The organism is Streptomyces sp. NPDC004542 (assembly GCF_040610035.1).
GTDB lineage: Bacteria > Actinomycetota > Actinomycetes > Streptomycetales > Streptomycetaceae > Streptomyces.
Map to the genome: position 1 here is coordinate 67,296 of NZ_JBEXLP010000024.1, position 24,142 is coordinate 91,437.

Annotated in this window: 23 protein-coding genes; 16 read left to right on the forward strand and 7 right to left on the reverse strand. The window is 72.8% G+C overall.

What is annotated here, in order from left to right:
* Nucleotides 1–197: 197 nt before the first annotated feature.
* From ABZX30_RS16180 to ABZX30_RS16200, 5 genes are all read right to left on the reverse strand, one after another.
* Entirely contained in the window at nt 198–932 is a 735-nt protein-coding gene (locus ABZX30_RS16180; protein ID WP_355933933.1) for a bifunctional DNA primase/polymerase, read from the reverse strand.
* 38 nt (nt 933–970) lie between these two features.
* Entirely contained in the window at nt 971–1,633 is a 663-nt protein-coding gene (locus ABZX30_RS16185; RefSeq protein WP_355933935.1) for a TetR/AcrR family transcriptional regulator, read from the reverse strand.
* Nucleotides 1,634–1,707: 74 nt separating this feature from the next.
* Nucleotides 1,708–2,709, reverse strand: coding sequence for a small ribosomal subunit Rsm22 family protein (locus ABZX30_RS16190; RefSeq protein WP_355933936.1), 1,002 nt, complete (start codon nt 2,707–2,709; stop codon nt 1,708–1,710).
* Between the two features lie 12 nt (nt 2,710–2,721).
* Nucleotides 2,722–3,837, reverse strand: a complete 1,116-nt coding sequence (locus ABZX30_RS16195) for a serine hydrolase domain-containing protein (protein WP_355933967.1) — start codon at nt 3,835–3,837, stop codon at nt 2,722–2,724.
* Between the two features lie 11 nt (nt 3,838–3,848).
* Nucleotides 3,849–5,165 (reverse strand): multidrug effflux MFS transporter, encoded by a 1,317-nt coding sequence (locus ABZX30_RS16200; protein WP_355933937.1) that lies wholly within the window; start codon nt 5,163–5,165, stop codon nt 3,849–3,851.
* Between the two features lie 97 nt (nt 5,166–5,262).
* Between ABZX30_RS16200 and ABZX30_RS16205 the strand changes: the two genes are divergently transcribed.
* Nucleotides 5,263–6,282 carry a Gfo/Idh/MocA family oxidoreductase gene (locus ABZX30_RS16205; protein WP_355933938.1) on the forward strand — a complete coding sequence of 340 codons (1,020 nt, stop codon included), beginning with the start codon at nt 5,263–5,265 and terminating at the stop codon, nt 6,280–6,282.
* Nucleotides 6,283–6,569: 287 nt separating this feature from the next.
* Here the strand turns inward: ABZX30_RS16205 and ABZX30_RS16210 are convergent, their stop codons facing one another.
* Nucleotides 6,570–7,922, reverse strand: a complete 1,353-nt coding sequence (locus ABZX30_RS16210) for a serine hydrolase (RefSeq protein ID WP_355933939.1) — start codon at nt 7,920–7,922, stop codon at nt 6,570–6,572.
* Nucleotides 7,923–8,074: 152 nt separating this feature from the next.
* On the opposite strand from ABZX30_RS16210, the gene ABZX30_RS16215 reads away from it, so the two are divergent.
* Nucleotides 8,075–9,544, forward strand: coding sequence for an ABC transporter permease (locus ABZX30_RS16215; protein ID WP_355933940.1), 1,470 nt, complete (start codon nt 8,075–8,077; stop codon nt 9,542–9,544).
* A gap of 38 nt (nt 9,545–9,582) precedes the next feature.
* Nucleotides 9,583–10,335 (forward strand): ABC transporter ATP-binding protein, encoded by a 753-nt coding sequence (locus ABZX30_RS16220; RefSeq protein WP_355933942.1) that lies wholly within the window; start codon nt 9,583–9,585, stop codon nt 10,333–10,335.
* A 28-nt stretch (nt 10,336–10,363) separates the two neighbouring features.
* On the opposite strand, the gene ABZX30_RS16225 is transcribed toward ABZX30_RS16220, so the two are convergent.
* Nucleotides 10,364–11,404 (reverse strand): aldo/keto reductase, encoded by a 1,041-nt coding sequence (locus tag ABZX30_RS16225; protein WP_355933944.1) that lies wholly within the window; start codon nt 11,402–11,404, stop codon nt 10,364–10,366.
* A gap of 406 nt (nt 11,405–11,810) precedes the next feature.
* Here ABZX30_RS16225 and ABZX30_RS16230 point away from each other — a divergent pair, with 406 nt between their 5' ends.
* The 13 genes from ABZX30_RS16230 to ABZX30_RS16290 all read left to right on the forward strand — a co-directional run bounded on the left by ABZX30_RS16230 (nt 11,811) and on the right by ABZX30_RS16290 (nt 24,086).
* Nucleotides 11,811–12,362 (forward strand): DoxX family protein, encoded by a 552-nt coding sequence (locus ABZX30_RS16230; protein ID WP_355933946.1) that lies wholly within the window; start codon nt 11,811–11,813, stop codon nt 12,360–12,362.
* A 122-nt stretch (nt 12,363–12,484) separates the two neighbouring features.
* A complete protein-coding gene (locus ABZX30_RS16235) occupies nt 12,485–12,844 on the forward strand; it encodes a MazG-like family protein (RefSeq protein ID WP_355933947.1) in 360 nt (119 codons plus the stop codon).
* A gap of 797 nt (nt 12,845–13,641) precedes the next feature.
* Nucleotides 13,642–14,838 carry an ATP-binding protein gene (locus tag ABZX30_RS16240; RefSeq protein WP_355933948.1) on the forward strand — a complete coding sequence of 399 codons (1,197 nt, stop codon included), beginning with the start codon at nt 13,642–13,644 and terminating at the stop codon, nt 14,836–14,838.
* A 20-nt stretch (nt 14,839–14,858) separates the two neighbouring features.
* The gene (locus ABZX30_RS16245) at nt 14,859–15,686 is read left to right on the forward strand and encodes a roadblock/LC7 domain-containing protein (RefSeq protein ID WP_355933969.1); all 828 of its coding nucleotides are present in this window, start codon (nt 14,859–14,861) and stop codon (nt 15,684–15,686) included.
* Nucleotides 15,679–16,062, forward strand: coding sequence for a DUF742 domain-containing protein (locus ABZX30_RS16250; protein WP_355933949.1), 384 nt, complete (start codon nt 15,679–15,681; stop codon nt 16,060–16,062). Before ABZX30_RS16245 ends, ABZX30_RS16250 begins: the two co-directional genes overlap by 8 nt.
* 7 nt (nt 16,063–16,069) lie before the next feature.
* On the forward strand, nt 16,070–16,630 hold the full coding sequence (locus ABZX30_RS16255) for an ATP/GTP-binding protein (protein WP_355933951.1): 561 nt from the start codon (nt 16,070–16,072) through the stop codon (nt 16,628–16,630).
* 9 nt (nt 16,631–16,639) lie between these two features.
* Nucleotides 16,640–18,016 carry a cytochrome P450 gene (locus tag ABZX30_RS16260; RefSeq protein ID WP_355933952.1) on the forward strand — a complete coding sequence of 459 codons (1,377 nt, stop codon included), beginning with the start codon at nt 16,640–16,642 and terminating at the stop codon, nt 18,014–18,016.
* 89 nt (nt 18,017–18,105) lie between these two features.
* On the forward strand, nt 18,106–19,353 hold the full coding sequence (locus ABZX30_RS16265) for a cytochrome P450 (RefSeq protein WP_355933954.1): 1,248 nt from the start codon (nt 18,106–18,108) through the stop codon (nt 19,351–19,353).
* On the forward strand, nt 19,350–20,150 hold the full coding sequence (locus tag ABZX30_RS16270) for an enoyl-CoA hydratase/isomerase family protein (protein ID WP_355933956.1): 801 nt from the start codon (nt 19,350–19,352) through the stop codon (nt 20,148–20,150). Before ABZX30_RS16265 ends, ABZX30_RS16270 begins: the two co-directional genes overlap by 4 nt.
* Before the next feature lie 118 nt (nt 20,151–20,268).
* Nucleotides 20,269–20,775: an ATP-binding protein gene (locus ABZX30_RS16275; protein WP_355933958.1), complete on the forward strand. Its 507-nt coding sequence runs from the start codon at nt 20,269–20,271 to the stop codon at nt 20,773–20,775.
* Nucleotides 20,776–20,897: 122 nt separating this feature from the next.
* Nucleotides 20,898–21,740, forward strand: coding sequence for a TNT domain-containing protein (locus ABZX30_RS16280; protein WP_355933959.1), 843 nt, complete (start codon nt 20,898–20,900; stop codon nt 21,738–21,740).
* Between the two features lie 22 nt (nt 21,741–21,762).
* Complete coding sequence (locus ABZX30_RS16285) at nt 21,763–22,059, forward strand: hypothetical protein (RefSeq protein WP_355933960.1); 297 nt, start codon at nt 21,763–21,765, stop codon at nt 22,057–22,059.
* Nucleotides 22,060–22,874: 815 nt separating this feature from the next.
* Nucleotides 22,875–24,086: a hypothetical protein gene (locus ABZX30_RS16290; protein ID WP_355933962.1), complete on the forward strand. Its 1,212-nt coding sequence runs from the start codon at nt 22,875–22,877 to the stop codon at nt 24,084–24,086.
* The last annotated feature ends 56 nt before the right edge of the window (nt 24,087–24,142 follow it).

Below are 24,142 nucleotides of genomic sequence, written 5' to 3' on the forward strand. Positions count from 1 at the left end.
AAGGCCGGACCGCCCGGGTGGCCGAACTCCGGCCGCGGACGCCAAAGAGACCTCGCCCGAAGCCGGCCCGGCGGCCGGACCGGAGGCCTCAGCCGCGCAAGGACGCAAGGCCGGACCGCCACCGGGGCGGCCGGGCTCCGCGCAGGCAGGGCGGCGAAGAGCGCTCGCCGGAAACCCGCCCCGCCCCGCCGGACACCTCAGTGCCGTACGGGCCAGGCCACCCCCGGGTGGCCTGGCTCCGCGCCGGCGTGGCGGGCGCAGGCGTCGGTGAGGGCCTCCAGCAGGGTCAGCGGGTCCGGCAGCGGGTGCTCCGGGCCGCGCACCCAGCGCACGGCCTGCTCGTCGCCCGGCAGCCGGGCCGGCGGGACCAGCACGTACGAGCCGCGGCAGTGCCAGCGCAGGCCCGGGTGCTCGTCCATGGTCTCGGGGTGGCAGTCCAGCTCGCAGGGCCACCACTCGTCCTCGTCCTCGGGCGTGCCCCGGGTGAGGGTGAAGAACAGCATGCGGCCGTCGTCGCTCTCGGCGACCGGGCCGACCTCGACGCCGGAGCCGAGGAGCCGGTCGAGCGCCTCCCGGCCGGCCTCCACGGGGACGTCGAGGACGTCGTGCACCATGCCGGTGGCGGTGACGAAGTTGGCCTGCGGCTGGTGCCGGGCCCAGCGTTCGATCTGGCCGCGGTCGGTGGTGGACTGCGTCTGCCAGGCGAAGGACACCGGGTGCCGGGCCGGCGTGGGGCAGCCGACGCGGTCGCACGAGCAGCGGTAGCCGGGCGCGGGGTGCGCGGCGGGCGCGAGCGGCAGTCCCGCTCCGGCGGCGGCCAGCAGCAGGGCCTCACGGCCGCCGCCGTCGGCGGCCTCCTTCGGGCGGCGTCCGCGCAGCCACTGGGAGAGTCTGCCCTGCCGGCCGGACCGGCCGTCGAACTCCGCGCTCATCTGTCCCCTCGCCTCGCCTGTCGTGCGGACAGCATGCCCTATGCTCCCACCGTCCCACGCTCCGGGGGCGCGGGAGGGCACGTGCCGATCCCGTGCAGCGCGTAGTCGACCAGGGTGTCGGTGTACGCGTGGGAGATGGGGCCCGTGCGCTGCAGCCAGCGCTGGGCCAGCGGGGAGACGAAGAGTTCGAGCGCGATGCGCGGGTCGACGCCGGGGCGGACGTGCCCGGCGTCCTGGGCCGCGCGCAGCCGGTCCACGTACAGCTGGAGCGACGGTTCGAGCAGTTTGGCGACGAAGGCACGGCCGGCCTGTTCGTTGACGACGCCCTCGGCGGCCAGGGCGCGGGAGGGCACCTCGAAGCGGGCGGCGAGCAGTTCGTCGACGGTGGCGCGCAGCACGGCCTTGAGGTCGGCGGCGAGGTCACCGGTGTCCGGGACGGTGTGCGGCTCCTGGCCCGCGGTGCGTGCCGTCCGCTCGGCGAGGTCGAGGAACGCCTCCATGAGGACGTCCGCCTTCGACGACCACCACCGGTAGATCGTCTGCTTGCCGACGCCGGCCCGGGCGGCGATTCCCTCGATCGTGGTCTTGGGGTAGCCGACCTCGCCGACGAGTTCGAGGGCGGCGGCGTAGATGGCGCGGCGGGACCTCTCGCTGCGGCGGGTGGTGTCGGGGGCCGGCTGGACGGACTTCTGGGCGGCCATGGTCCCGAACCTATCCGCTCTCCCCGTCCGCTCTCCCTGCCGGCTCTCCCCGCCGGCCTCCCGGCCCGCTTCCCCTATGCGCTCCCCGCGGGCGGCCAGGGATCGCCCCAGTCCGCGTCCCGGGCCGCCTTGTACTGGTCGCCGTGGCGCTTGGTGACCGTCGTCCGGCGCAGCCGCTCGTCCGCCTCGCACAGGTCGAGGAGCACCTGGCCCTTGCGGATCTGCGGGCGCCGGACCACCCGGGCGGGCGCGGGGGTGACGCCGGGGAGGGGGAGGCGGGCGGCGGCGACGTAGCTGAACTTCTCGTCCTCGTACGCCAGGGAGCCGCCCTTGACCTGGCGGTGCAGGGAGGAGCGGCTGACCCGGGCCGAGAAGTGGCACCAGTCGGTGCCGGGGGCGATGGGGCAGGCGGCGCTGTGCGGGCAGGGCGCGGCGACCTGGAAGCCGGCGCCGACGAGGCGGTCGCGGGCCTCGAGGACGCGGGCGTGGCCGGCGGGGGTGCCGGCCTCGACGATCACGACGGCCCGGGCGGCCCGGGCGGCGGCGTCGACGAGGGCCGCGCGGTCGGCCTCGGTCAGTTCGTTGAGGACGTAGGAGACGGTGACGAGGTCGACCGGGTCGAGGGTGAGGGCCGCGCCGATCCGGGCCCGCTGCCAGCGGGCGTCCCTGAGCGCCGGGCGGGCGGCGGCGATCTCCTCGCCGAGTGCGAGCGCGGGCCCGGCCCAGTCCAGTACGGTCACCGGCCGCGTCCCGTCCCAGGTGGCGCTGACCGCCCAGGTCGCCGCGCCGGTCCCGCCGCCGATGTCGGCATGGCTGCCCGGCACCCACCCCGGCACCGCGTCGGCGAACGCCGCCAGCGCCGAACGGGCCGCCTCGAAGGTGGCCGGCATCCGGTAGGCGGCGTACGCGGCGACGTCCGCGCGGTCCCGGAGGATCGGCGCGTGGGTCGGGGTGTCCCCCCGGTAGGTGGCGATCAGCCGTTCCACGGCCCCGGCGGCCTGCGAGGGCGGCAGCCCGTCGAGCAGTCCGGCGAGGGTCGCGCGGAGGGTGTCGGCTGCGGATTCGGGGGCGTTCACCCACCGATTCTCTCAGGTGCCCCGGACCGCTCTGGCCAGCCTCGTCGCCGCCGCTGCCCTGGGCCCGCTGTCCGGTGGCCGCCTGCGGGGGTGCACGGTGTTCGCCAGCAGCACCAGGAAGGTGTCCGTCGCCGGGTCCAGCACCAGGGAGGTCCCCGTGAAGCCCGTGTGGCCCGCCGCTCCCCGGCCGGCCAGTTCGCCCATGAACCAGGGCTGGTCCACAGCGAAGCCGAGGCCGGGCGGGGTCAGCAGCAGTTCCACGAAGTCGGGGCCGAGGATGCGCGCCGGGCCGTACGCGCCGCCCGCGAGGAGCGCGCGGCAGAAGACCGCGAGGTCCGGGCCGGTGCCGAACAGGCCCGCGTGCCCGGCCACCCCGCCCAGCGCCCAGGCGTTCTCGTCGTGGACCAGGCCGCGCAGCATCCCCCGGTCCGCCTTGGCCCACGGCCGCCGCTGGTCCTCGGTGGCCGCGGCGCCCGGGCACGGCCCGAAGCCGGTCGCGGTCATGCCCAGCGGCCGGGTGATCCCCTCGTGCACCAGGACGTCGAGGGTGCGGCCGGTGACGCGCTCCAGCACGAACTGGAGCAGCAGCATGTTCAGGTCCGAGTAGCGGTACGTGCCCGGCTCACCGCTCGGCGCCTCGGCCCGCAGCAGCGCCAGCCGTGCCGCGTCGTCGGGGCAGTCGTACAGCGGCAGTTCGGGGCGCAGCCCGGAGGTGTGGGTGAGCAGCTGCCGCACGGTGACGCCGTGCTCGGCGGCGGCCCGGAACTCCGGGAGGTAGGCGCCCACCCGGGCGTCCATGCCGAGGGTGCCCCGCTCGATCTGCTGGACGGCGGCGACCGACGTGAACAGCTTGGTGAGCGAGGCCAGGTCGAAGGGGGTGTCGACGGTCATCGGCACCCGGTCGGCGGGCGGCAGTTCCACGCCCGCGTCGGTCTGAGGGTCGTGGGAGGCGTACCGCACCGCCCAGCCCGCCGCGTGCCGCACGGCGATCACCGGCCCGCGCCCGGCCACCGCGACGACGCCCGCCGCCCAGGGGCGTTCCCCGGCGGTGAGCCGGCGGACCCCGCGGACCAGCAGGCCGAGTTCCGTGGGGTCGAGCCCGGCCCGTTCCGGGGTGTCGACGCGCAGTCTCGGTGCGCTCAGCTCGCTGCTCCCTCCGTCCCCGTACGCGCTGTCTCGTCACGCGTCTTCCAGGGACGGCACATTCCCACGAAGCAGGCCAGCGCGGCCAGTGATCCCACCAGCTGGACGAGGGCCATGGGCACGGCGGTGTGCTCCCCGGCGACGCCGACGAGCGGCGAGGCGACCGCTCCGACGAGGAAGGAGGAGGTGCCGAGCAGGGCGGAGGCGGAGCCGGCCGCGTGCCGGGTGCGCAGCAGGGCGAGGGACTGGGTGTTGGGCAGGGTGACGCCCATCGCGGACATCAGCACGAACAGGGCGGCCGCGACGGGGGCTAGGCCGACGTCCCCGAAGGCGCCGGCGGACATCAGCAGCAGCGCGGTGGCCGCGAGCACGACGACGGCCAGGCCGACGGCGAGCACCCGGTCCAGGCGGACCCGGCCGACCAGCAGCTTGCCGTTGACCTGCCCGGCGAGGACGAGGCCGACGGAGTTCAGGCCGAACAGCAGGCTGAAGGTCTGCGGGGAGGCGCCGTAGATCTCCTGGATGACGAAGGGCGAGGCCGATATGTAGGCGAACAGCGCGGCGAAGGCGAAGCCGCCCGTGAGCATGTAGCCGGTGAAGGGCGGGTCGGCGAGCAGTCCGCGCATCGCGCGCAGCGCCTCGCCGACGCCGCCGCCGTGGCGTTCGGCGGGCGGCAGGGTCTCGGGCAGCCTGAACCGGACGACGCCGGCCAGCAGCGCCCCGACCACCGTCAGGACGACGAACACGCCCCGCCAGTCCGTCACCCGCAGGAGCTGACCGCCGATCAGCGGGGCGACGACGGGCGCGGTCCCCGACACCAGCATCAGGGTGGAGAAGAAGCGGGCCATGGCCACGCCGTCGTACAGGTCCCGGACCACCGCCCGCGCGATGACGATGCCGGCCGCGCCCGCGAGGCCCTGCGCCAGCCGGAAGGCGACCAGCGTTTCGACGTTGGGCGCGAACGCGCACAGGGCGGTGGCCACGACGTACACGGCGAGGCCGGCGAGCAGCGGGCGGCGGCGGCCCCACCGGTCGCTCATCGGGCCGACCACCAGCTGCCCGAGCGCCATCCCGGCCAGGCAGGCGGTGAGGGTGAGCTGCACGGTCGCGGCCGGGGCGTGCAGGGAGCGGGTGACCTCCGGCAGGGACGGGAGGTACATGTCCATCGCCAGCGGGGGTGTCGCGGTGAGTCCGCCGAGGAGGAGGACGAGCAGGAGTCCGGTGCGGCGTGCGGCCGGCGGGGACGGCTCCCGCGGTGCGGGCTCCTGCCCCTGCTCCTGTTCCGGTGCCGGCGCCGCCGCGTGCTCGCCCATGTGCCCCTCCCTCTCCGAGCCGACCGCCACCTATGCTCTCAGCCGTACACATCGCCGGTCGTACACAGTGCCGGGGATCACATGAGCGAGGGTGGGAATGGCGGAGCAGAGCGTGCGGTGGGGGATCCTGGCCACGGGCGGGATCGCCGCCCGCTTCACGGCGGATGTGGTGGACCTGCCGGGGGCGGAGGTCGTGGCGGTGGCGTCGCGCAGCGCCGAGTCGGCGCGGACGTTCGCGGATCGGTTCGGGATCGAACGGGCGTACGGCGACTGGGAGTCGCTGGCGAAGGACGACGACATCGATGTCATCTACGTCGCCACCCCGCACTCGGCGCACCGGGCCGCGGCCGGTCTGTGCCTGGAGGCCGGGCGGAACGTGCTGTGCGAGAAGCCGTTCACGCTGAACCTGCGCGAGGCCGAGGAGCTGGTCGCGCTGGCGCGCGGACGCGGACGCTTCCTGATGGAGGCGATGTGGATGTACTGCAATCCGCTGATCCGGCGACTGAAGGCGCTGGTCGACGACGGTGCGATCGGCGAGGTGCGCACCGTGCAGGCCGACTTCGGCGGGTCCGGGCCCTTCCCGCCGTCACACCGGCTGCGTGACCCGGCGCTCGGCGGCGGTGCGCTGCTCGACCTGGGCGTGTACCCGGTGTCGTTCGCGCAGTTGCTGCTCGGCGAGCCGTCCGACGTGACCGCGCGGGCGGCGCTGTCCCCCGAGGGCGTCGACCTCCAGACGGGCGCCCTGCTGACCTACGACGACGGCGCGCTCGCCTCGGTGCACTGCTCGATGGTCGGCGCCACGGCCATCACGGCGTCGGTGACCGGCTCACACGGCCGGATCGACATCCCGCACGGCTTCTTCCACCCCGACCGTTTCGTGCTGCACCGCGACGGCCGTGACCCCGAGGAGTTCGCCGCCGACCCGGCCGACGGGCCGCGCAGCAGCCTGCGGCACGAGGCGGTGGAGGTCATGCGGGCGCTGCGGGCGGGCGAGACGGAGTCCCCGCTGGTGCCGCTGGACGGCACCCTCGCGGTGATGCGGACGCTGGACGCGATACGGGAGCGGATCGGCGTGCGGTATCCGGGAGAAGACGCCTCGTACGCTCCCGTGCCGTGACGGACGCGACGGACGCGCGGGCCGCCACCCTCCTCTCGTCACCACAAGTGGAATTCCAACGTCCGTGGTATTGCGGCCGATAGCGGAGCCGTGCTCCAATTTCTTCACCAGAGCTTCACAGTCGGAGCACTGGCGTTCCGCAGCCACACCGAGGGGGGAAGCGGCAGCCGTTCCACGGCACCGGGCAGGGGGTGGACCATCGCGCTCGTCCGCGGGGTACGCGCCGGTGAGTGGAACGGCTGCCGCTTGACCGGGCCGGGGCCCGCCGCCGCGTCCCGCTTCCGGCCCTAGCCCGGCTGCTCCGTGTCCGGTTCGGCCTTCGCGTCCGGTTCCGCCTTCCCGTCCGGTTCCGCCTTCCCGTCCGGTTCCGCCTTCCCGTCCGGTTCCGCCTTCCCGTCCGGTAGTTCCTTCGCGGTCGTCGTGTCCTTCACGTCCGGCACGCCCTTCGCGTCCGGTACGCCCTTCGCATCCGGCTTCCCCGCCGCTGACGCTGACGCCGCCGCGACCGCCGCCCTGCGCCGCCGGAGCGCCCACGCGCCCGCGCCCAGCACGGCGACCGCCCCCGCGGCCCCTTCCAGCACCCCCCAGCCCGACGAGCCGCCCGAGGCCGTGCCCGGCGCCCCGGCGGCCTGGGCGGTCCTGCGGGCCGGGGCCGGGCCCGCGCCCGCCTTCGCGCCGCCCTCGCTGAGCGGTTCGACCAGCATGCCGACCGGCTGCGCCGAACGACCCTTGCCGAAGCCCCAGTCGAGCAGCGCGGCGGTCTCCTCGTAGACGGAGTTGCCGCCGCTCTCGGGGTGCATCACCGTGACGAGCAGGGTGCGCCCGCCCCGGACCGCCGCGCCGGTGAAGGTGTTGCCGGCGTGGCTCGTGTAGCCGTTCTTCACCCCGATCAGGCCCTCGTACGTGTCGAGCCCCCACGCCCCCGTCAGCAGCCGGTCGGTGTTCTGGATCTGGAAGGTCTTCTTGCCGCCCGCCGGGAAGTCGGCGGTCCGCGTGCCGCAGTAGTCCCGGAAGTCGCCGTCCTTCAGCCCGCACCGGGCGAACAGCGTCAGGTCGTACGCCGACGACAGCTGCCCCTTGTGGTCGAAGCCGTCCGGGCTGACCACATGCGTGTCCAGTGCCTGGAGGTCCTCCGCCTTGGCCTGCATCTCGGCGACCGTCCGCGCCAGCCCGCCGTTGAGGTGGGCGAGCACGTGCACCGCGTCGTTGCCGGAGCGCAGGAACACGCCCTGCCAGAGCTGGTGGACGGTGTAGGTGATGCCGGGCTTGACGCCGACCAGGCTGGAACCGGCCGGAACGTCGGCCAGGTCGGCATCGGTGACCTTGTGCGTCGTGCCCCGGTCCAGCTTCTGCAGCACCGTGTCCGCGAACAGCATCTTCAGCGTGGAAGCGGGCGCCAGCCGCCGGTGCGCGCCGAACGAGGCGAGCACCTCGCCCGTGTCGTGGTCGGCGACGAGCCACGAGCGGGCGGTGAGCTTCCCGGGCAGCCCGGTGGCGCCCCTTACCTGGATCCCCGGGCGGGCCAGCCGCTCTCCGCCGATCACCGTCGCGGCGGACGCGGGTGTGGCAGCCGACAGGGGAAGGGCGGCGGCCGTCAGACCTAGGACGGCACGCCGACTGAGCCGAGAACAATCACGCATCCCGGGACCGTACACCGAGCCCGCCATATGAAAATCTGACCCCCTACCCACTTTCTCAGCCCTGACACACGTTTTACCCAGGCTCACTCAAAGGTTCCTGCCTAATTTGGCGCCGCGCCCACAGCGGGCGCCAAGAACCTTCGAGGAACGGGATGTTTGGCATCTATCTCAAGCGCGAGCTGAGCCGGCGCAAGAAGGCCGCTCTGGTCATCGCGATGGGTCTGGCGCTCGGTATCGCGCTGGTCATCACCGTCAACTCGGTGTCGGCCGGCATGCAGCAGGCTCAGGACAAAGTCCTGAAATCGCTCTACGGCCTGGGGACGGACATGACCGTCACCAAGGCCCGGACGGCACCCAAGTCCGGCAGTTCACAGGGCCCGAACTTCAAGTTCGACGCCAAGTCCAGCAGCAAGACCTCGCAGAGCTCCGACCGGGTGATGACGCAGGGCGGCCAGGCCCTGAAATCCTCCCTGGTGAAGCAGGTGGCCGCGCAGAAGGGCGTGGACAGCGCGGTCGGCGCCCTCTCCCTCAACGTCACCAAGGTCGACGGCTCCTTCACCCAGGGCAAGGCGAAGTCCTCGACCTCCTCGGGCTCCTCCGGCTCCCAGCAGCAGGGCGCCCCGGGCGGCGGCGACAGCGGTGGCGGCCAGCCGCAGGTGCAGGGCGGCGGCGCGAACTTCAACGTGAACAGCTACTCCGTAGCCGGAGTCGACGTCACGAACCAGGACCTCGGCCCGCTCGCCGCGATGAAGATCACGTCCGGCAGGACCTTCACCTCGGCGCAGACCGACGCCAAGGTCGCGGTGGTCGGCAAGTCCTACGCCAAGGAGAAGAAGTACAAGGTCGGCTCGACCTTCAAGATCTCCGGCACCACGTACACGGTCATCGGCATCGCCACCCCCGACAGCAGCGAGTCCACCACCGACGTCTACCTGCCGCTGAAGCAGGCCCAGACGCTGGGCGACGCCAAGAACGAGGTCACCACGATCTACGTCAAGGCGACCGACTCCCAGCAGATCTCCTCCGTGAAGAAGGAGATCCAGTCCAACATCTCCGGCACGACCGTCACCACCTCCTCCGACCTGGCCTCCACGGTCTCCGGCTCCCTCTCCACGGCCTCCAGCCTCGCCGCCGGCGTCGGCAAGTGGCTGTCCGTCGCCGTGCTGATCGCCGCTTTCCTGGTGGCCGCGCTGCTCACCTCCTCCGCCGTCTCCCGGCGCGTACGGGAGTTCGGCACCCTCAAGGCGCTGGGCTGGCCGAGCCGCAAGGTCACCCGCCAAGTGGTCGGCGAGTCCATGGTCAACGGCCTGATCGGCGGCGGCCTCGGCATCGCCCTGGGCCTCGCGGCCGCCTACACGGTCACCGCGATCAGCCCGAAGCTGACCGCGCAGCTCGGCAGCAGCGGCGGCGGCATGGGCGGCCCCGGTGGCGGCCCGGGCGGCGGCGGGCCCGGCCAGCAGTCCTCCAGCACCCTGGAGATCGCCCTCTCGGCCCCCGTCTCCCTGACCACCATCGCGCTCGCGGTGGGCCTGGCGGTCGCCGGCGGCCTGATCGCCGGCGCCATGGGCGGCTGGCGCGCCTCCCGCATGCGCCCGGCCGACGCCCTGCGCAGCGTCTCCTGACCCACCTGCTTCTCGTCGCTTCCCGTTACGGAGTTCCCATGTACAGACTCACCGGCGTCACCAAGCGCTACACGCGCGGCAAGGAGACGGTGGAGGCACTGCGCGACATCGACCTCACCATCGCCGACGGCGACCAGCTCGTCATCCAGGGCCCCACGGGTGGCGGCAAGTCCACCCTCCTCCAGATGATCGGCGGTCTGGACCGCCCGACCGAGGGCAGCGTCGAACTGGACGGCGTGGACCTCGCGCGCATCAGCGAGACCAAGCTGACCCGGCTGCGCGCCGAGAAGATCGGCATCATCTTCCAGGCGTTCAACCTGATCCCGACGCTCACCGCACAGGAGAACGTCGAGACCGCCCTGGTCCCCCTCGGCGTCAAGCCCGCCGAGCGCCGCGAACGCGCGGCCGAGGCACTGCGCTCGGTGGGCCTCGGCGAACGTCTGGCCCACGTCCCCTCGGAGATGTCCGGCGGCCAGCAGCAACGCGTCGCCATCGCCCGCGCCCTGGTGAAGAAGCCGAAGGTGCTCCTCGCCGACGAGCCCACCGGCAACCTCGACGAGGGCACCCGGGACGACATCATGGCCCTGCTGGAAGGACTGTGGCGCGAGTACGGCCTCACCTTCGTCATGGTCACCCACGACTCGTCGATCGCCCGCCGCGCACCGCGCGTGGCCACCATCAGGGCCGGCCGGATCACCCTGACCGAGCAGCAGCCCTACGTCCAGCAGGGTGCCCGGAGCCACGCCGGCCAGGGCTACGACACCCCGGGCTACGACACCCAGGGGTACTGAGCCCGTCCGCCCAGCCCCTCGGGGCCGCTCACCTGCCGAGTATCCGGTCGACGTCGGCCAGTTGCCCGGCGGTGAGCGGCCCCTTCTCCATGGCGCCCGCGTTCTGCTCGGCCTGGGCGACGGAACGGAAGCCCGGGATCGGCACGGTGTGCGGGCTGCGCGCCCACAGCCAGGCGAGGGCCCCCTGGGCGAGGGTGCGGCCGTCGCTGGTGAGGACGTCCTTCAGGGCGTCGACCCGGTCCAGCCAGTCGGGATCGGCCCCCGCCCCGTCGACGTAACCTCCCAGCCAGGCCGGCGGCCGGCTGCGGATGTCGCCGGCCTCCAGCGCGTCACCGGCCCTGCGCTGCCCGCTCAGCAGGCCCATGGCGAGCGGGCTGCGGTTGATGCTCGCGAGCCCCGACCGCTCGCACAGCGCCAGCATCTCGGGCGCGTCCTGGAGGACGTTGAGCGCGTGCTGCACGGCGGCGCAGTGCTCCCCTTCGGCGAAGACGGCGGCGCGGGCGGGGTCGTCGGTGCTCCACGCGTAGGCACGCACGAGCCCTTGCTCGACGAACTCCTCGCACATGTCCCGCAGTTCGGCCGCCCGGCCGGTGTCGAGGTCCGCCAGGTGCAACTGGTAGAGGTCGACGTGGTCGGTGCCGAGGCGGCGCAGCGAGGCGGTCAGCGCCCGGCGGGCGTACTCCGGGGAGTCGTCGCTGCCGGTGAGGGTCCGGGTGTCCTCGTCGAACACGTTGCCCCACTTGGTGGCGACGACGACGTCGTCCCGCCGCTTGCCGAGCGCCCGCCCGAGGACGCGCTCGCTGTGTCCGGCGCCGTAGGTGTCGGCGGTGTCGAAGAAGGTGACGCCCAGGTCGAGGGCGCGGCGGACGGCCCGTACGGACTCCTCGTCGTCGACCTTGCCCCACCCGAGGGGCTGTCCGTCGGTGTCCTGCCACTCACCGCCGATGGCCCAGCAGCCGAAGCCGAGGACGCTGACCTGTATGCCGCTACGCCCCAGTGTCCTGGTGCTCTCGGCCCTGCTGCTCTCGGCCCTGCTGCTCTCGGTCCTGGTGCTCTCGATGCTCTCCATGACGAAGGACGCTAGGAGTTGGAGCGCACACGAGGGCAAGCCCCTGCCACGGGAGGGCTCAGGCCTGCCCGGTCTCGAACCGGGATTCGAGCTCGGTCGCCGGCGTCTGTGGGGTGGCCGCCCACGACGCCAGGAGCGCCACATGCCGTGGCGGCGGTCTCCTCCGCGTTCGATGATCCGAATCCGATCGCGTACGGCGGACTGGAGTCGGTGCTGCGGCCCTGGCCGCCCGGCCGCTGCGCTCCGGCGAGTCCACACTGACTCCGCAGGCGCGTGCGGGGCATGCACCGCTCCCCCGCCCCGCCACCCGAACGGCACGCCGAGCAGGCCGGTGAGGTGTGGACGGTGCGACGGTGGAAACGCGAGGGACGGCTGTCCCCGCCGACCGCACGACCGGGGAGCGACCGTGACCAGGACCTGCTGCAACCGACGAGATCTGGGCCTGCTGCTGCTCCGTCTGGGCACCGGCGGGGTACTGGCGGCGCACGGCACACAGAAGCTGTTCGGCTGGTTCGGCGGGCACGGACTGGAAGGGACCGGCCAGTTCATGGAGTCCGTCGGCTACGCCCCCGGCAGGGCGAGCGCGACGGCGGCCGGCCTGGCGGAGACGGGCGGCGGCACGCTCCTCGCGCTGGGCCTCGCGACCCCGGCGGCCGGCGCGGCGGCGGCCGGCGCGATGGCAGGCGCGGCAGCGGTCCACCTGCCCAACGGCTTCTTCGCGATGGAGGGCGGCTACGAGTACGCGGCCAGCCTGGGCCTGGCCGCCGCCGGCCTCGCCGTCACCGGCCCCGGCCGCCTCTCCCTCGACCAGGCCCTCGGCCACCTCTTCGACCGCGGCTGGATGGTCCCCGCGGCCCTCGGCGTGACGGCGGCGGCGACGGCGGTGGTGATCGGGGCCCGGAACAAGCGGCTGCAGAGGGCCAGGGAGGGCGAGCAGGAACCGCTGTTCGAAGACTGAGAAGACCGAGAAGACTGAGAAGACCGAGGGCGCCGAGGAGAACGAGAGGACGGAGAAGACGGAGAGCACCGGGGACCGGCGAACGGTCCGCACACCGGCGAGAACCTGGCAGTCTGCGGTCCATGACCGATCAGCCCCCGGACCTCTGGCCCACCATCGACGCCCTGCGGGCCTGGCTGGACGCCAACCGCCCGCACGACGCGACGGACGTGCTCCTCCTGCGCGTCCTGAAGCTCTCGGAGGAGGTCGGCGAGGTCGCCCAGGCGGTCATCGGCACCACCGGCCGCAACCCCCGCAAGGGCGTCACCCACACCTGGCAGGACGTGGAGGGCGAACTCTGCGACGTGGCCATCACGGCCCTGGTCGCCCTGAGCACACTGACCCCGGACGCGCGGGAGGTGTTCGCCAGGCATCTGGGCCGGGTGGCGGAACGGTCGCTGGGCCCGAAGGCAGTCGACGGGCCCCCGGCAGCGGTCGACTGAAGCGTGTCGGGGCGTCGGCGCGCCCCGCCCTGCCGGGCGTCCGGCCCGCCCCGCGGGACGGTTCGTGGACTGCCGCCCGCACGGAGACCGCGCTGGACCTCGCACCGGAACACGCAGCGCTTGATCCCCTGTACCACGTCGTCGGGCACGGCCCGTGGCCGCCGGCCGCGCCGTGCGGGTCCTGCCGGATGCCGGGGACGACCTCGTGCCCGGCTATGTGCCGCTGACCGGAAGCCGGCCTCGGCCCCTGCGGAGCGGCCGGCCACGCCCGGGTCCGGGCCGCGCCGCCCGGCCTCGGCCGCGGCCCGCGCGGCATCGGCCTCGCCCGCCGGGACCGCCGCCCGGCCGGCCGGGCGCGGCTCCGGCGGCGCTCACCGGTACCGGTGCCGACTCGCCCGTGCCTGTGACTGCGCAGCGGCGCGATGACCTGGACCGGACAGCGGCTCTGCCTGAGTGGCACGGGCAAGAGGTCCCCCGGACGCCGGGCCCCGGGCCGCCGGCCGGGCGGCCCCGGGGCCCCGGCGCGGAAGCCTCCGCCGCAGCGGCCGACCCGCTTTCCAACAAGGCTGTTACGTATTGGTGTTGACACTGTGGAGGCGACCGGTCGGGCATCCGACGGTGTGTTCGACGGTGATAACATTCGGCCGTCTGCGACCTTGATCCACTTTGCTCAGGTGCTGACCTGAAATCGGTCTGCTCTTCGCATCACCACTGGTGCAGTCCCCCTGTGACGGGTTGCGGATCCTCGCGATGCGTGTCCGTCGACGCCTGCGTGCCCTGCGCCGGGAAAGGTTTCCATGACTGAAGACGTGCTTCTGTGGTGCCTGGTTGCGACTGCGGTGATAGCCATCGCCGCGGTCGTGGCACTCGCACTCCGCAACAGAGCCCTGGGGGTGAGGAAGAGAGAAGCCGAGGCCTCCCTCGGGCAGCGCCTGAGTTACGCCGACGCCGAACTCGGCCGCGTGCAGGGCGAACTCATGAGGGTCCGCGACGAGCAGGACAGCGTCATCCGCGAGGCCGAGCAGGCCTCGGAGGAGAACACCAAGGCGGTCCTCAAGGGCGCCGCCCGCTTCCTGCAGAGCCTCGCGGCCGAGCAGACGGCACTGCTGGACGAGATCCAGCGCAAGTACGGCGGGCACAGCGTCCTCACCGACCTGATGGACGTCAACCACGCCAACGCGCAGATGGCACGGAAGGCCCAGGGCATCGCGGTCATGTGCGGCGCGCCCCTCGGCCGCCGCAACCAGCCCGCCAGCGTCTACGACGTCGTCCGCAGCGCCCAGAGCCAGATCCGCAACTTCCAGCGGATCGAGATCATGCAGCCGAGCGGCATCGCGCTGAAGGCGTCCGCCGTCGAGCCGGTCGCCCTGGCCGTCGCCGAACTGCTCGACAACGCGGCCAGCTTCTCGCAGGCGGACGCGCCGATCGAGGTGACGTTCCAGCGGGTCCAGAAGAACCTGTGCATCATCATCGACGACGCGGGCGTCAGCATGAGCGACGAGGACCGGCAGAAGGCGACCGCGATGCTGTCCGGCGACGCCGTCCCCCGCCTCTCCCAGCTGGGCACCCAGCCCAAGTTCGGTTTCCCCGTGGTCGGCCTGATCGCCCGTCAGTACGGCTTCAAGGTGGATGTCACCGGAGTCTCCCGGTACGGCGGCGTCAGGGCCGTCGTCCTGCTGCCCGAGGAGCTGTGGACCATGGAGGAGACCCCGCCGCCGGCCACCGACGCGCCGGCACCGCTGAGCGGCATCCGGCGGGTCGAGCTCCCCGAGGAGTCCGGCGGCACGACGCGTACGGTGCACGGCCTGCCGAGGCGCGGCTCCCGCAAGTCGCCCATCGTCGGCGTCACCTCCGGCGGGAACGCCTCCGGCGGGGAGCAGCGGCCGAGAAGAGTGCCCCGCGGCTCCGGCGGCGGCCTCGGCGCCTTCCAGCGCGGCACGCTGACCGGCCGTGATCTCGACGCCCCGACGCCCGGAGGGTCCGAGGACGCATGACTACTACAGACATGTCGTGGATGGTCCAGGACATCGTGGACAACGTCCCCCGGGCGCGGCACGCCGTGGTGCTGTCCGCGGACGGCATCGCGCGGGGCGCCACGGACGGCCTGACCACCCAGGACGTACGGACCATCTCCGCCGCCATGGCCGGGATGCAGTCGCTCAGCCGGGCCACCACCCACTTCGCCGGAGCGTCGCAGGACCGGCAGTGGAACCAGACCATCATCGAGTTCGCGCAGGGCTGGGTGTTCCTGATCGGGGCCGGGCAGGGCGCCTACCTGGCCGCCGCCGCGGAGCCCGATGTCGACATGCAGCAGATCTCCTTCCGGATGCACCGGCTGGTCGCCCGGCTGGGCAACAACCTCACCTCGCCGCCCCGGGTGAACGCGGCCGACGCGGTCCCGGCCGCGGGCGACCCCGCGGGGCAGCAGGAGGGGGCCGGCAGCTCCGGGTTCGTGATCCCCGAGCTGGACGAGGCGATCACCGCCGCGCGCGGCGCCCGGCACGCCCTGCTGCTGGGGGCCGACGGTCTGCCCCGCGGGGCGAGCAGCGGGATCGGCCGGGACATGGCGGACACGATCTCCGCGGCCATGACGGGGATCCACGCCTACAGCCGTGCGACCGCGCCCTTCGCGAGCGGGCGGCGGGACGACGACTGGCGGCAGACGGTCATCGAGTTCCAACACGGATGGATCTTCCTGATCGCGGCCGGCGAGGGCGCCTTCCTGGCGGCGGCCGCCGAACCGGACTGCGACATCGAGGACTTCAGCACACGTCTGAGCGAGCTGGTGCCCGTGCTCACCGCCCGGCACGCGTCGCGAGGGGAGAGGGCCCGCCATGCATGACGACCCGGACGGCGAGCTGGAGCTGACGTCGGCCTTAGTGCCACTGTTCGTCATCGCGAAGGGACGGGCGCTGCCCGCGGAGAACGAGTACGAGCACACCACGCTCGTCACCGCCCGGGAGGGCACCGCGGCCACGGCTCGCACCCTGTCTCCGGAAGCCCGCGCGGTCATGGACCTGATCGCCGACGGCTTCCTGTCCGTGGCCGAGGTTTCCGGCTACACCCGGCTGCCCCTGGGCATCGTGCGCATCCTTCTCGCGCAGATGGCGGAGGACGGCCTGATCTTCGTGAGGAATCCGGCGCCGCGTGCCGAACGTGTCGACCGCGAACTGCTCACCGCCGTGCTCGACGGCCTGAAGACCCGATTCGGAGCGTAAGCCAGCCGTGTACCTGGATCCAGCAGTCTCCCGATCCGTGAAGGTCCTCGTCGTGGGGCACTTCGGGGTCGGGAAGACCACCTGCATCGGAAGTATCTCCGAGATCGAACCGCTCCAGACCGAGGAGGAGATCACCGAGGCCAGCGAGGGCTTCGACGACCTCTCGGGAACCCCGGACAAGACGACGACGACCGTCGCGATGGACTTCGGGCGCCTGACCCTCAGTGACACCCTCGTCCTCTACCTCTTCGGCACACCGGGACAGGAACGCTTCAAGGAGATGTGGGAGGGCCTGTCCCGGGGCGCCCTGGGCGCGCTGGTCCTGGTGGACCCCGAACGGCTCCAGGACAGCTTCCCCATCCTCGACCTGGTCGAACAGTTCGGCCTGGCCTACGCGATCGGCGTCAACCGCTTCGACGGAACCCCCGACTACCCCCTCGACGAGGTACGCGAGGCGCTCAACCTGTCCGAGGAGACCCCCGTCGTGCACTGCGACGTGCGTGACCAGGGCTCCTCGGCGCAGGCCCTCATCACCCTCGTACAGCACCTCATGTCCATCATCGGCTAGGAGCCAGGCATGCATCAGCAGTCCGACCCGACCGGGATACCGGCCGGTTGCCCCGCACACGGGAACCTTCCGCTGTACGGGCCCGAGTTCGGCTCCGACCCCGAGCGCCACTACGCCCACCTGCGCACCCTCGGGCCCAGCGCGCCGGTCGACATCGCGCCGGACGTCCAGGTCGAGTTGGTGACCAGTTACGACGCCAGCCTGTACATCCTGCAGAACCCGGCCTCGTTCGCGCGGGACTCACGCCGGTGGAACGCGCTGAACGAGGGCCGGGTGCCCGCGGACAGCCCGGCGCTGCCCATGATGGGGTACCGCCCCAACGCGCTGTTCAGCGACGGCGCGGCGCACGCGCGGCTGCGGCAGGCGGTCACCGACAGCCTCGCCACCGTGGACCAGGTCCGGCTCGTCCGCCTGACCCAGCAGTCGGCCGACTACCTGATCAGCCGTTTCAGCTCCGAGCCCCTCGGCCAGGCCGAACTGATGGCCGCCTACGCCCAGCCGCTGCCCCTGCTGGTCTTCGGCGACCTGTTCGGCTGCCCGCCCGAGATCGGTGACCGCGTCATCGCCGGGATCAGCGGCATTTTCGAGGGCACCCCGGGGGCCGACGAGGTCCTGGGCGGCGCGCTCGCCGAGCTGATCGCCCTCAAGCGCCACCAGCCCGGCGAGGACCTCACCACCCGCCTGATGGTGCACTCCGCCCGGCTGACCGACGAGGAGGTGCTGCACCAGTTGGTGACCCTGCTCTCCGGCGGTACCGCTCCGCTGACCGCCGCGATCGGCACCAGCAGCGCGCTCTACCTCAGCGACGAATGGCCGACCGGGCTGCCGGTCGAGGACGCGGTCGTGAAGACGCTGTGGAACTACGCGCCGATCGCCAACTACGCGGCCCACTACCCCACCCAGGACATCGAGCTGGGCGGCCGGACGCTGCGGGCGGGCGATCCGGTGCTGGTCTCCTTCGCGGCGGCCAACACCGACCCCAAGCTGACCGAACACCGCCAGCAGCTCAGCGCCAAGGCCCATCTGGCCTTCGGTGCCGGACCGCACGCGTGCCCCGCCAAGGACCCCGCGTTCATGATCGCGGCCACCGCCGTCGAGTCCCTGCTCAACCGGCTGCCCGACGTCGAGATGCGCGTCCCCTTCAAGGAGCTCGCGTGGGCGCCGACGCCGTGGAGCCGTTCCCTGGTGACCATTCCCATCCGGTTCACCCCGCGCGCCGTGCTGCCGGCCACCGTCACGGGGTCCGGGGCGGCACCCGCCGGCCGGACGGCGCAGCCGCCCGCCGCCGTCCCGCACACGTCCCAGGCTTCCCGGCAGGCCCAGGAAGCGCCGCGGCCCCAGGGCGGGCTTTTCAGCCGTTTCCGGGCATGGGTGCGAGGCGAGTGACGCAAGTAACCATGTAAGAGCACTGTGTTATTGGATGCTTCAATCACCTCACGGGTACGTATGGCGGCTGACAGAAAGGAGCCGCCATCGTGCGGAGCGTCACCACCGCGCCATCAGACCGTCGGACCACCATCTCCCTGTTCTCCCGTCTCAGGACGGCCGAAGGACAGGCCGATCCGTTTCCCTTCTACACCGAGCTCCGGGCCCAGGGCGCGGTCAGCCCCGCTCCCTGGGGTGGTTTTCTCCTCACCGGTTTCAGCACGTGCGACCAGGTGCTGCGCAGCAGCGCCTGGCTCGAGCCGGACACGCGCTGGAGGGAGAAACAGGGGGCGCGCACCCGCTGGAGTGCGCCCTCGTCCCGGGAGATCAGCCGCACCCTGCCCGCCCTCAACCCCCCGGAGCACACCCGGGTGCGCCGGTCGGCCGGCAGTTTCGACCGCACCACCATCGAACAGATCGGCCGGAGAGTGGGCCGGGTGGTCGACGGGCTCCTCGGCACCGTGGAGGAGCGCCTGCACTCCGGGGAGGCGGACTTCGCCGCCCTGGTGAGCGAGGAACTCCCCGTCGCCACCATCGGCGACTGGCTCGCGATACCCAGCGCGGACTGGCCCCGCCTGCGCGAACTGACCCACGACCAGGTCTTCACCCAGGAACTGCTGCCCAACGCCAGCCAGTTGGCCCGCTCCGACGCGGCCATGGCCGAACTGCGCAGCTACTTCCTCGACCTGGTGCGCGAACGGCGCGCCAACCCCGGCACCGACCCCGTGTCCCGCTGGATACACACCTGGGACGAGTTGGAGCCGGACCAGGACAAGGCCGACGAAGCGGTCTACTTCCTCGCCCTGTTCGTCCTGCTGGCGGCCCTGGAGACCACCGCCACCCTCCTGTCGATCATGACGCTCCGGCTCGTCGAGGACCCCGACCGCTGGAGCCTGCTCGCCGCGCAGCCCGACCTCGTGCCCGCCTTCGTGGAGGAGGCTCTGCGCTTCGACCCTCCCACCCACGTGATCAGCCGGGTCGCCGCCGAGGACTGCCTCCTGGAGGACGTCGAGGTCCGCGCGGGCGAGATGGTGCACCTCATGGTGGGGGCCGCCCACCGGGATCCCGCCCGGTTCACCGCCCCCGAGGTGTTCGACCCGCACCGCAAGCCCACCCACCTCGCCTTCAGCGGAGGCATCCACTACTGCCTCGGGGCGCCCCTCGCCCGGCTCGAGGCCCAGACCCTGCTCCGCCACACGATCGCCCGCCTGCCGAGACTCGCCCTGGTCCGCCGCCCCGCCTGGGCGCCCCGGGTCGCGTTCCGGCGCCTGCAGAACCTGGACGTAACCCTGGCATGAACCTGCTCAGCACCACCGCTCCCCGCACCCCCGCCGCCCCCCTCCGCACCCGCGAGCCCCTGGCCCTCAGCGAGGCCGGCCCCGTCCTCCACGTCCGCCTCAACCCCTCCGATCAGGACGACACACTGAGCACGGCCGTGCTCGACGCGCTCATCGCCGTCCTCGACGACCTCCATGAACGCCCCGACATACGCGTCCTGGTGCTGTCCTCCTTGGGGGACGACTTCTGTCTCGGAGCCGACCGGGGGGAATTCCAGGACGCCCTGGCCTCGGACCCGACCGGAGCCGCGCTGCGCCGCATCGCGGACAAGGCCCAGCGCCTGTGCCAGGCCCTGGAGAACACCCACGCCGTCACCATCGCCCGGCTCCACGGCAAGGTCGTCGGCGCCGGCCTCGCGCTCGCCGCCCACTGCGACCTCCGGGCGGGCGCGGACACCTGCCGCTTCCGCATGCCGGAGGTCGGCATCGGGCTCGCCCCCGCCTGGGGCGGCGCCATGGGCCGCCTGGTCGCGGAGGCGGGCGCCGCGCGGATCCGCGAGCTCATGCTCACCTGCGACGTCTTCGACGCCGCCGACGCCCACCGGCTCGGCCTCCTGCACAAGGTGGCCCCGCTCGACCGACTGGACGACACCGTCACCGCCTGGACGAAACCCCTCGCCCGGCGCTCCCCCGAAGCCCTCGTCCTGACCAAACGCATGCTCACCGGCTACGCGAAGGCCGCCCGCACGGCCGACACCGCCCTCCTCGACGCCCACCTCCTGACCGCCCAACTGACCACCGGCCGAGGCCGGGACTGACCCCCGCCGACGAGCGACCGTGCGCAAGAGGGCCCTGGCCGGGGCGTGCCCCCGGTCAGGGCCCTCCGCCGTCCGGTTCCCCTGCGGGTCAGGCCGACCGAGGGTAAGCGAGTTCACCATGCGCTTCACGTCCACCCCACGCGGTGCCCGCCTCGCCCGCCGCCTCGTCTCGCACCGTCCGAACGACTGGGGCCACCCCTGCACGACCCTGGTCAACGAGACGCTGACCCTCGTCACGGCCGAGCTCAGCGCCAACGCCGTACGCCACGGCCATGTCCCCGGCCGGGACTTCCACGTCCAACTCACCCTGGCCGACGGCATTTTCCGCATCGAAGTGACCGACACCCGCGCCGAGAAACTGCCCCCACCGACTCCTCCGGCCCCCGACTGCGCATCCGCATCCGGCCGCGGTCTCCACCTCGTCGCCACCCCGACGGACGACCGGGGCGTCATCCCCCACCCGACCGCCCCCGGCAAGACCGTCTGGGCGGAGCTGCGCGGAGCCGCGGGAAGCCATGCCTGTGCCACCATCGTCGGCCGGGGGGACACCCCCTCGCCGACACCCGCGAAGCGCTCCGTGCGCTCATCCTCGGCATCGGGGCGAGGGACGCCGACCCCCTGGTGACCCGGGGTCGGGGCGATGCGGCTGCGCTGTTCGGACCTGTTCCGATTGCCGATCTTGTGGCGGACCTCTGTGATGATTCATAGCTTTTCCGATCTTTCGGAACGAACCTCGCGGAGGTATCAGTGACATTCCGTCAATGGAGCGCGGCCCTGGTCGCGACAGCCGGGCTCGCCGGCTCCGTGGCGCTCAGCACGCCCTCGTCCGCGGCCGCGGACACCCGGGACCGGGCCGCGACCCATCAGCAGCCGACGGCCGCCGAACGGGCGAACGGCCCGCACGGTCCGGACGACCCGAACGACCCGGACGGCCCGGACCGGATCCAGCCGCCGGACAACGCGCCGAGGCCGGGCAACGAGCCGCGCTGCCTCGGACTGGTGCCGTCGCCCTACCCGTTCGCCCACACGCCCTTCGTCTGCAACGACTGGCGGTTCGGCCCGGCCAAGCTGCCCACCAAGGGCGTCCTGGGCCAGATCGTCGCCGGGTACCACCGCTTCGGCAACCTGACGCCGGTGGAGTTCCTGAACAAGTGGTGGAACCCGAACGCGGACCACGGCCAGGGCGACTGGAAGTTCTCGTTGCTCCCGGACGACGGCTTCGCCCACGACTCCCACGGGCGTCCCATCGCGGCCCCGTACACCCTGCGGGTCGGCCAGCTGATCGACCGCTTCGGCAACGAGTTCGGCAAGTTCCTCTCACCGGCGGGCGCCAAGTACGGGGAGCGGTCCATTCCGCCGTCGGCCCTCAACACCCAGGACCCGCGCTACCCGTTCGACTACCACCTGTACCGGGTGAAGAAGCCGACGCTGGTCTGCGCGGGCCCGGCGGCCCCCGGATTCGAGCAGCCCGGGCAGGGCGTCCAGTACGTGACCTCGGTCACGGCCACGGCGACCTACTGCCGGAACGTGAAGACCGGCGCCACGGTGAGCTCCCTGCTCGACAGCGGCAACCTGGAACGCGCCAACTGACACGGAACGGGAGGGCCGGGGCATGGATCGGCACGAACTGTGCGGAGCACTGCGCGCGGCCGGCGTCCCCGCCGGGCTGTACGAGATCGCCGACTGCCCCGCCCCGCCCGGCACGCCCCGGCCGGATGACCGCCTCTACCTGGAGGAGGACGACGCCGGCTGGGTCGTGGGGGTGCGGCAGCGCGGCGTGCGCACCGTCCTGGAGCGGTTCGACGACGAGGACCGGGCGTGCCGGAGCCTGTACGCCAAGCTGACCGACCCAGGGCCGCCGCCCGTACCGCTCACCCCCGAGGAGCGGGCGCGGCTGCGGCCCTCCTGACGTCACCCCGAGGCGGTACGCCGCGCCGCCGCACCCACCTCTGTATTGATACGACCCCCTCGCGAGCGGCGCGTTCGGCCTTCTCCACCGCGTTCAGCACCATGCGGTACGCGACCTGCCGGTCGACGAGGAGGACGAACCGGGTGCGCCCGCGCGCCTCCTCGGCGGTCACGGAGACGAGCTGCTCCGACGCAGTCGTGGCGCCCGCGCGGAGGCCGTCCGCCGTCAGAGCACCTGGGTGCCTGTCGCTCAGCCCGGTACGCGGGTGGTCGGGGAAGGCGCCGCGGCGTGGGGGCCTGTCCTTCGCGACTCCACCGGGGTGGAGCGCAAGCCCGTCGGGCCGCGTTGACGATGTCCGAGGGTACCTGGCGGTGCTGACGGTCGTACCGGTGGTCGCGGGGAGCCGCGCGGTCGTCCCCCGGCCCCGTCCCCCCATGCCGAGCTGTCGGGTGGGACCCGTGGCCGATGACATGTGGCCTGTTTTCCGTGGCACTCCCGTGCCTGGTTCCGCCAGGGCCACGTTGCCCCGCTCCTGCGGTCAGCGGGTGTGCGAATAATCAAGGGCCGGCGCCTGAGCGGAATCAGAGATTCCGTCACGGTGTCCCCCCACCGCACCGCACTGCGCCGGATCGGCGCGTCTCCTTCGGCGTCATCAACGACTCACCTGTATTCCCCGGAAAGGCTGAGCAACGATGCGAGTTGGAACAACACGACGGCGTGGCACGCTGACCGTAGCGGCGGCCTGCGTCGGGCTCCTGGCCCTGTCCGTCGGCCCCGGGCAGCCCGCGGCCGCGGCCCCCTTACCGACCCACACGGTGCCCCTGACCGTCGCCACCGGAACCAGCGCCGGAAGCGCGGCCGGCCACTCGCTCACCGTGCCGTCCGGCTGGACGGCCCAGGTGTGGGCCTCGGTCCCGGGCGCGCGGCTGATGTCGTGGACGCCGGACGGCCGGCTCCTCGTGACCACCGACCGGCAGGGAACGGTCGTCAGCCTGACCCCCTCCGCCAGCCCCACGACGGCACCCTCCCAGTCCGTCCTGCTGTCCGGGCTCGACCGCCCCCAGGGCATCTCCGTCTCGGCCACGCCCGACGGCGGCGCCACCCTCGTGGTGGGCCAGCAGAGCAGCATCGACAGGTACACGCTCTCCGCGAACGGCACGGCACAGAACCACCGGACGCTCGTCGGCAGCCTCCCCACGGGCGGACTGCACTACGGCAAGTTCGTCCTGGTCGACGGCGCGAAGGTGTACTACAGCGTCGGCACCTCCACCGACAACAGCCCGAGCGACCGGACCGGCACCCCGCAGCGCGGCACGATCTCCCAGGTCCCCCTCGACGGCGGGACGAGCACCACCGTCGCGGTCGGCGTCCGCAACGGTGAGGGCCTCTCCGTCGCACCCGACGGCACCCTGTTCACAGCGGTCAACCAGATCAACCGTGCCGCCTACCCCTTCCACGGCCCGTACGGCGGTTACGCGGACGCGTTCGGCCGCACCGACACCGACTGGTGGCTGGACCAGGTGGCGGACCAGATCACCCGGGTCACCCCCGGGACGGACCTGGGCTGGCCGTACTGCAGCCCCGACACCACCCACTCCCAGCCGGCCGGTGCCCTCACCGGCATCCCGTACGTGAACGACCCGGTCAACAACCCCACCGGCGCCGCGCTGGACTGCGCCGCGCTGCCGCCCACCCAGGCGGGGCTGGCCGCCCACAGCGCTCCGATCGGGTTCCACTTCGTCAGCAGCGCCGAGGCAGCACGGCTGGGCCTGCCCGGTCAGGGCGCGATCGTGGTGGCGCACGGCTCCTACCAGCGCACCCCGCCCCGGGCTCCCGGCGCCTTCTGGCTTCCCTGGGACAGCGCCACCAAGACCCTGGGCGCACCGGTCGACCTGATCAGCGGATTCCAGAACACCGACGGATCGAGGTGGGGACGCTCGGTCGACGCCGTGGTCGGCCCCGACGGAGCGCTGTACGTCAGCGACGACCAGGCGGGGCTCGTCTACCGCCTCGGCGCCGGCGGCTGACCGGCGGTTGACCGGCGACTGACCGGCAGGCGGGTCGCGTACGCCGTACGGACGGC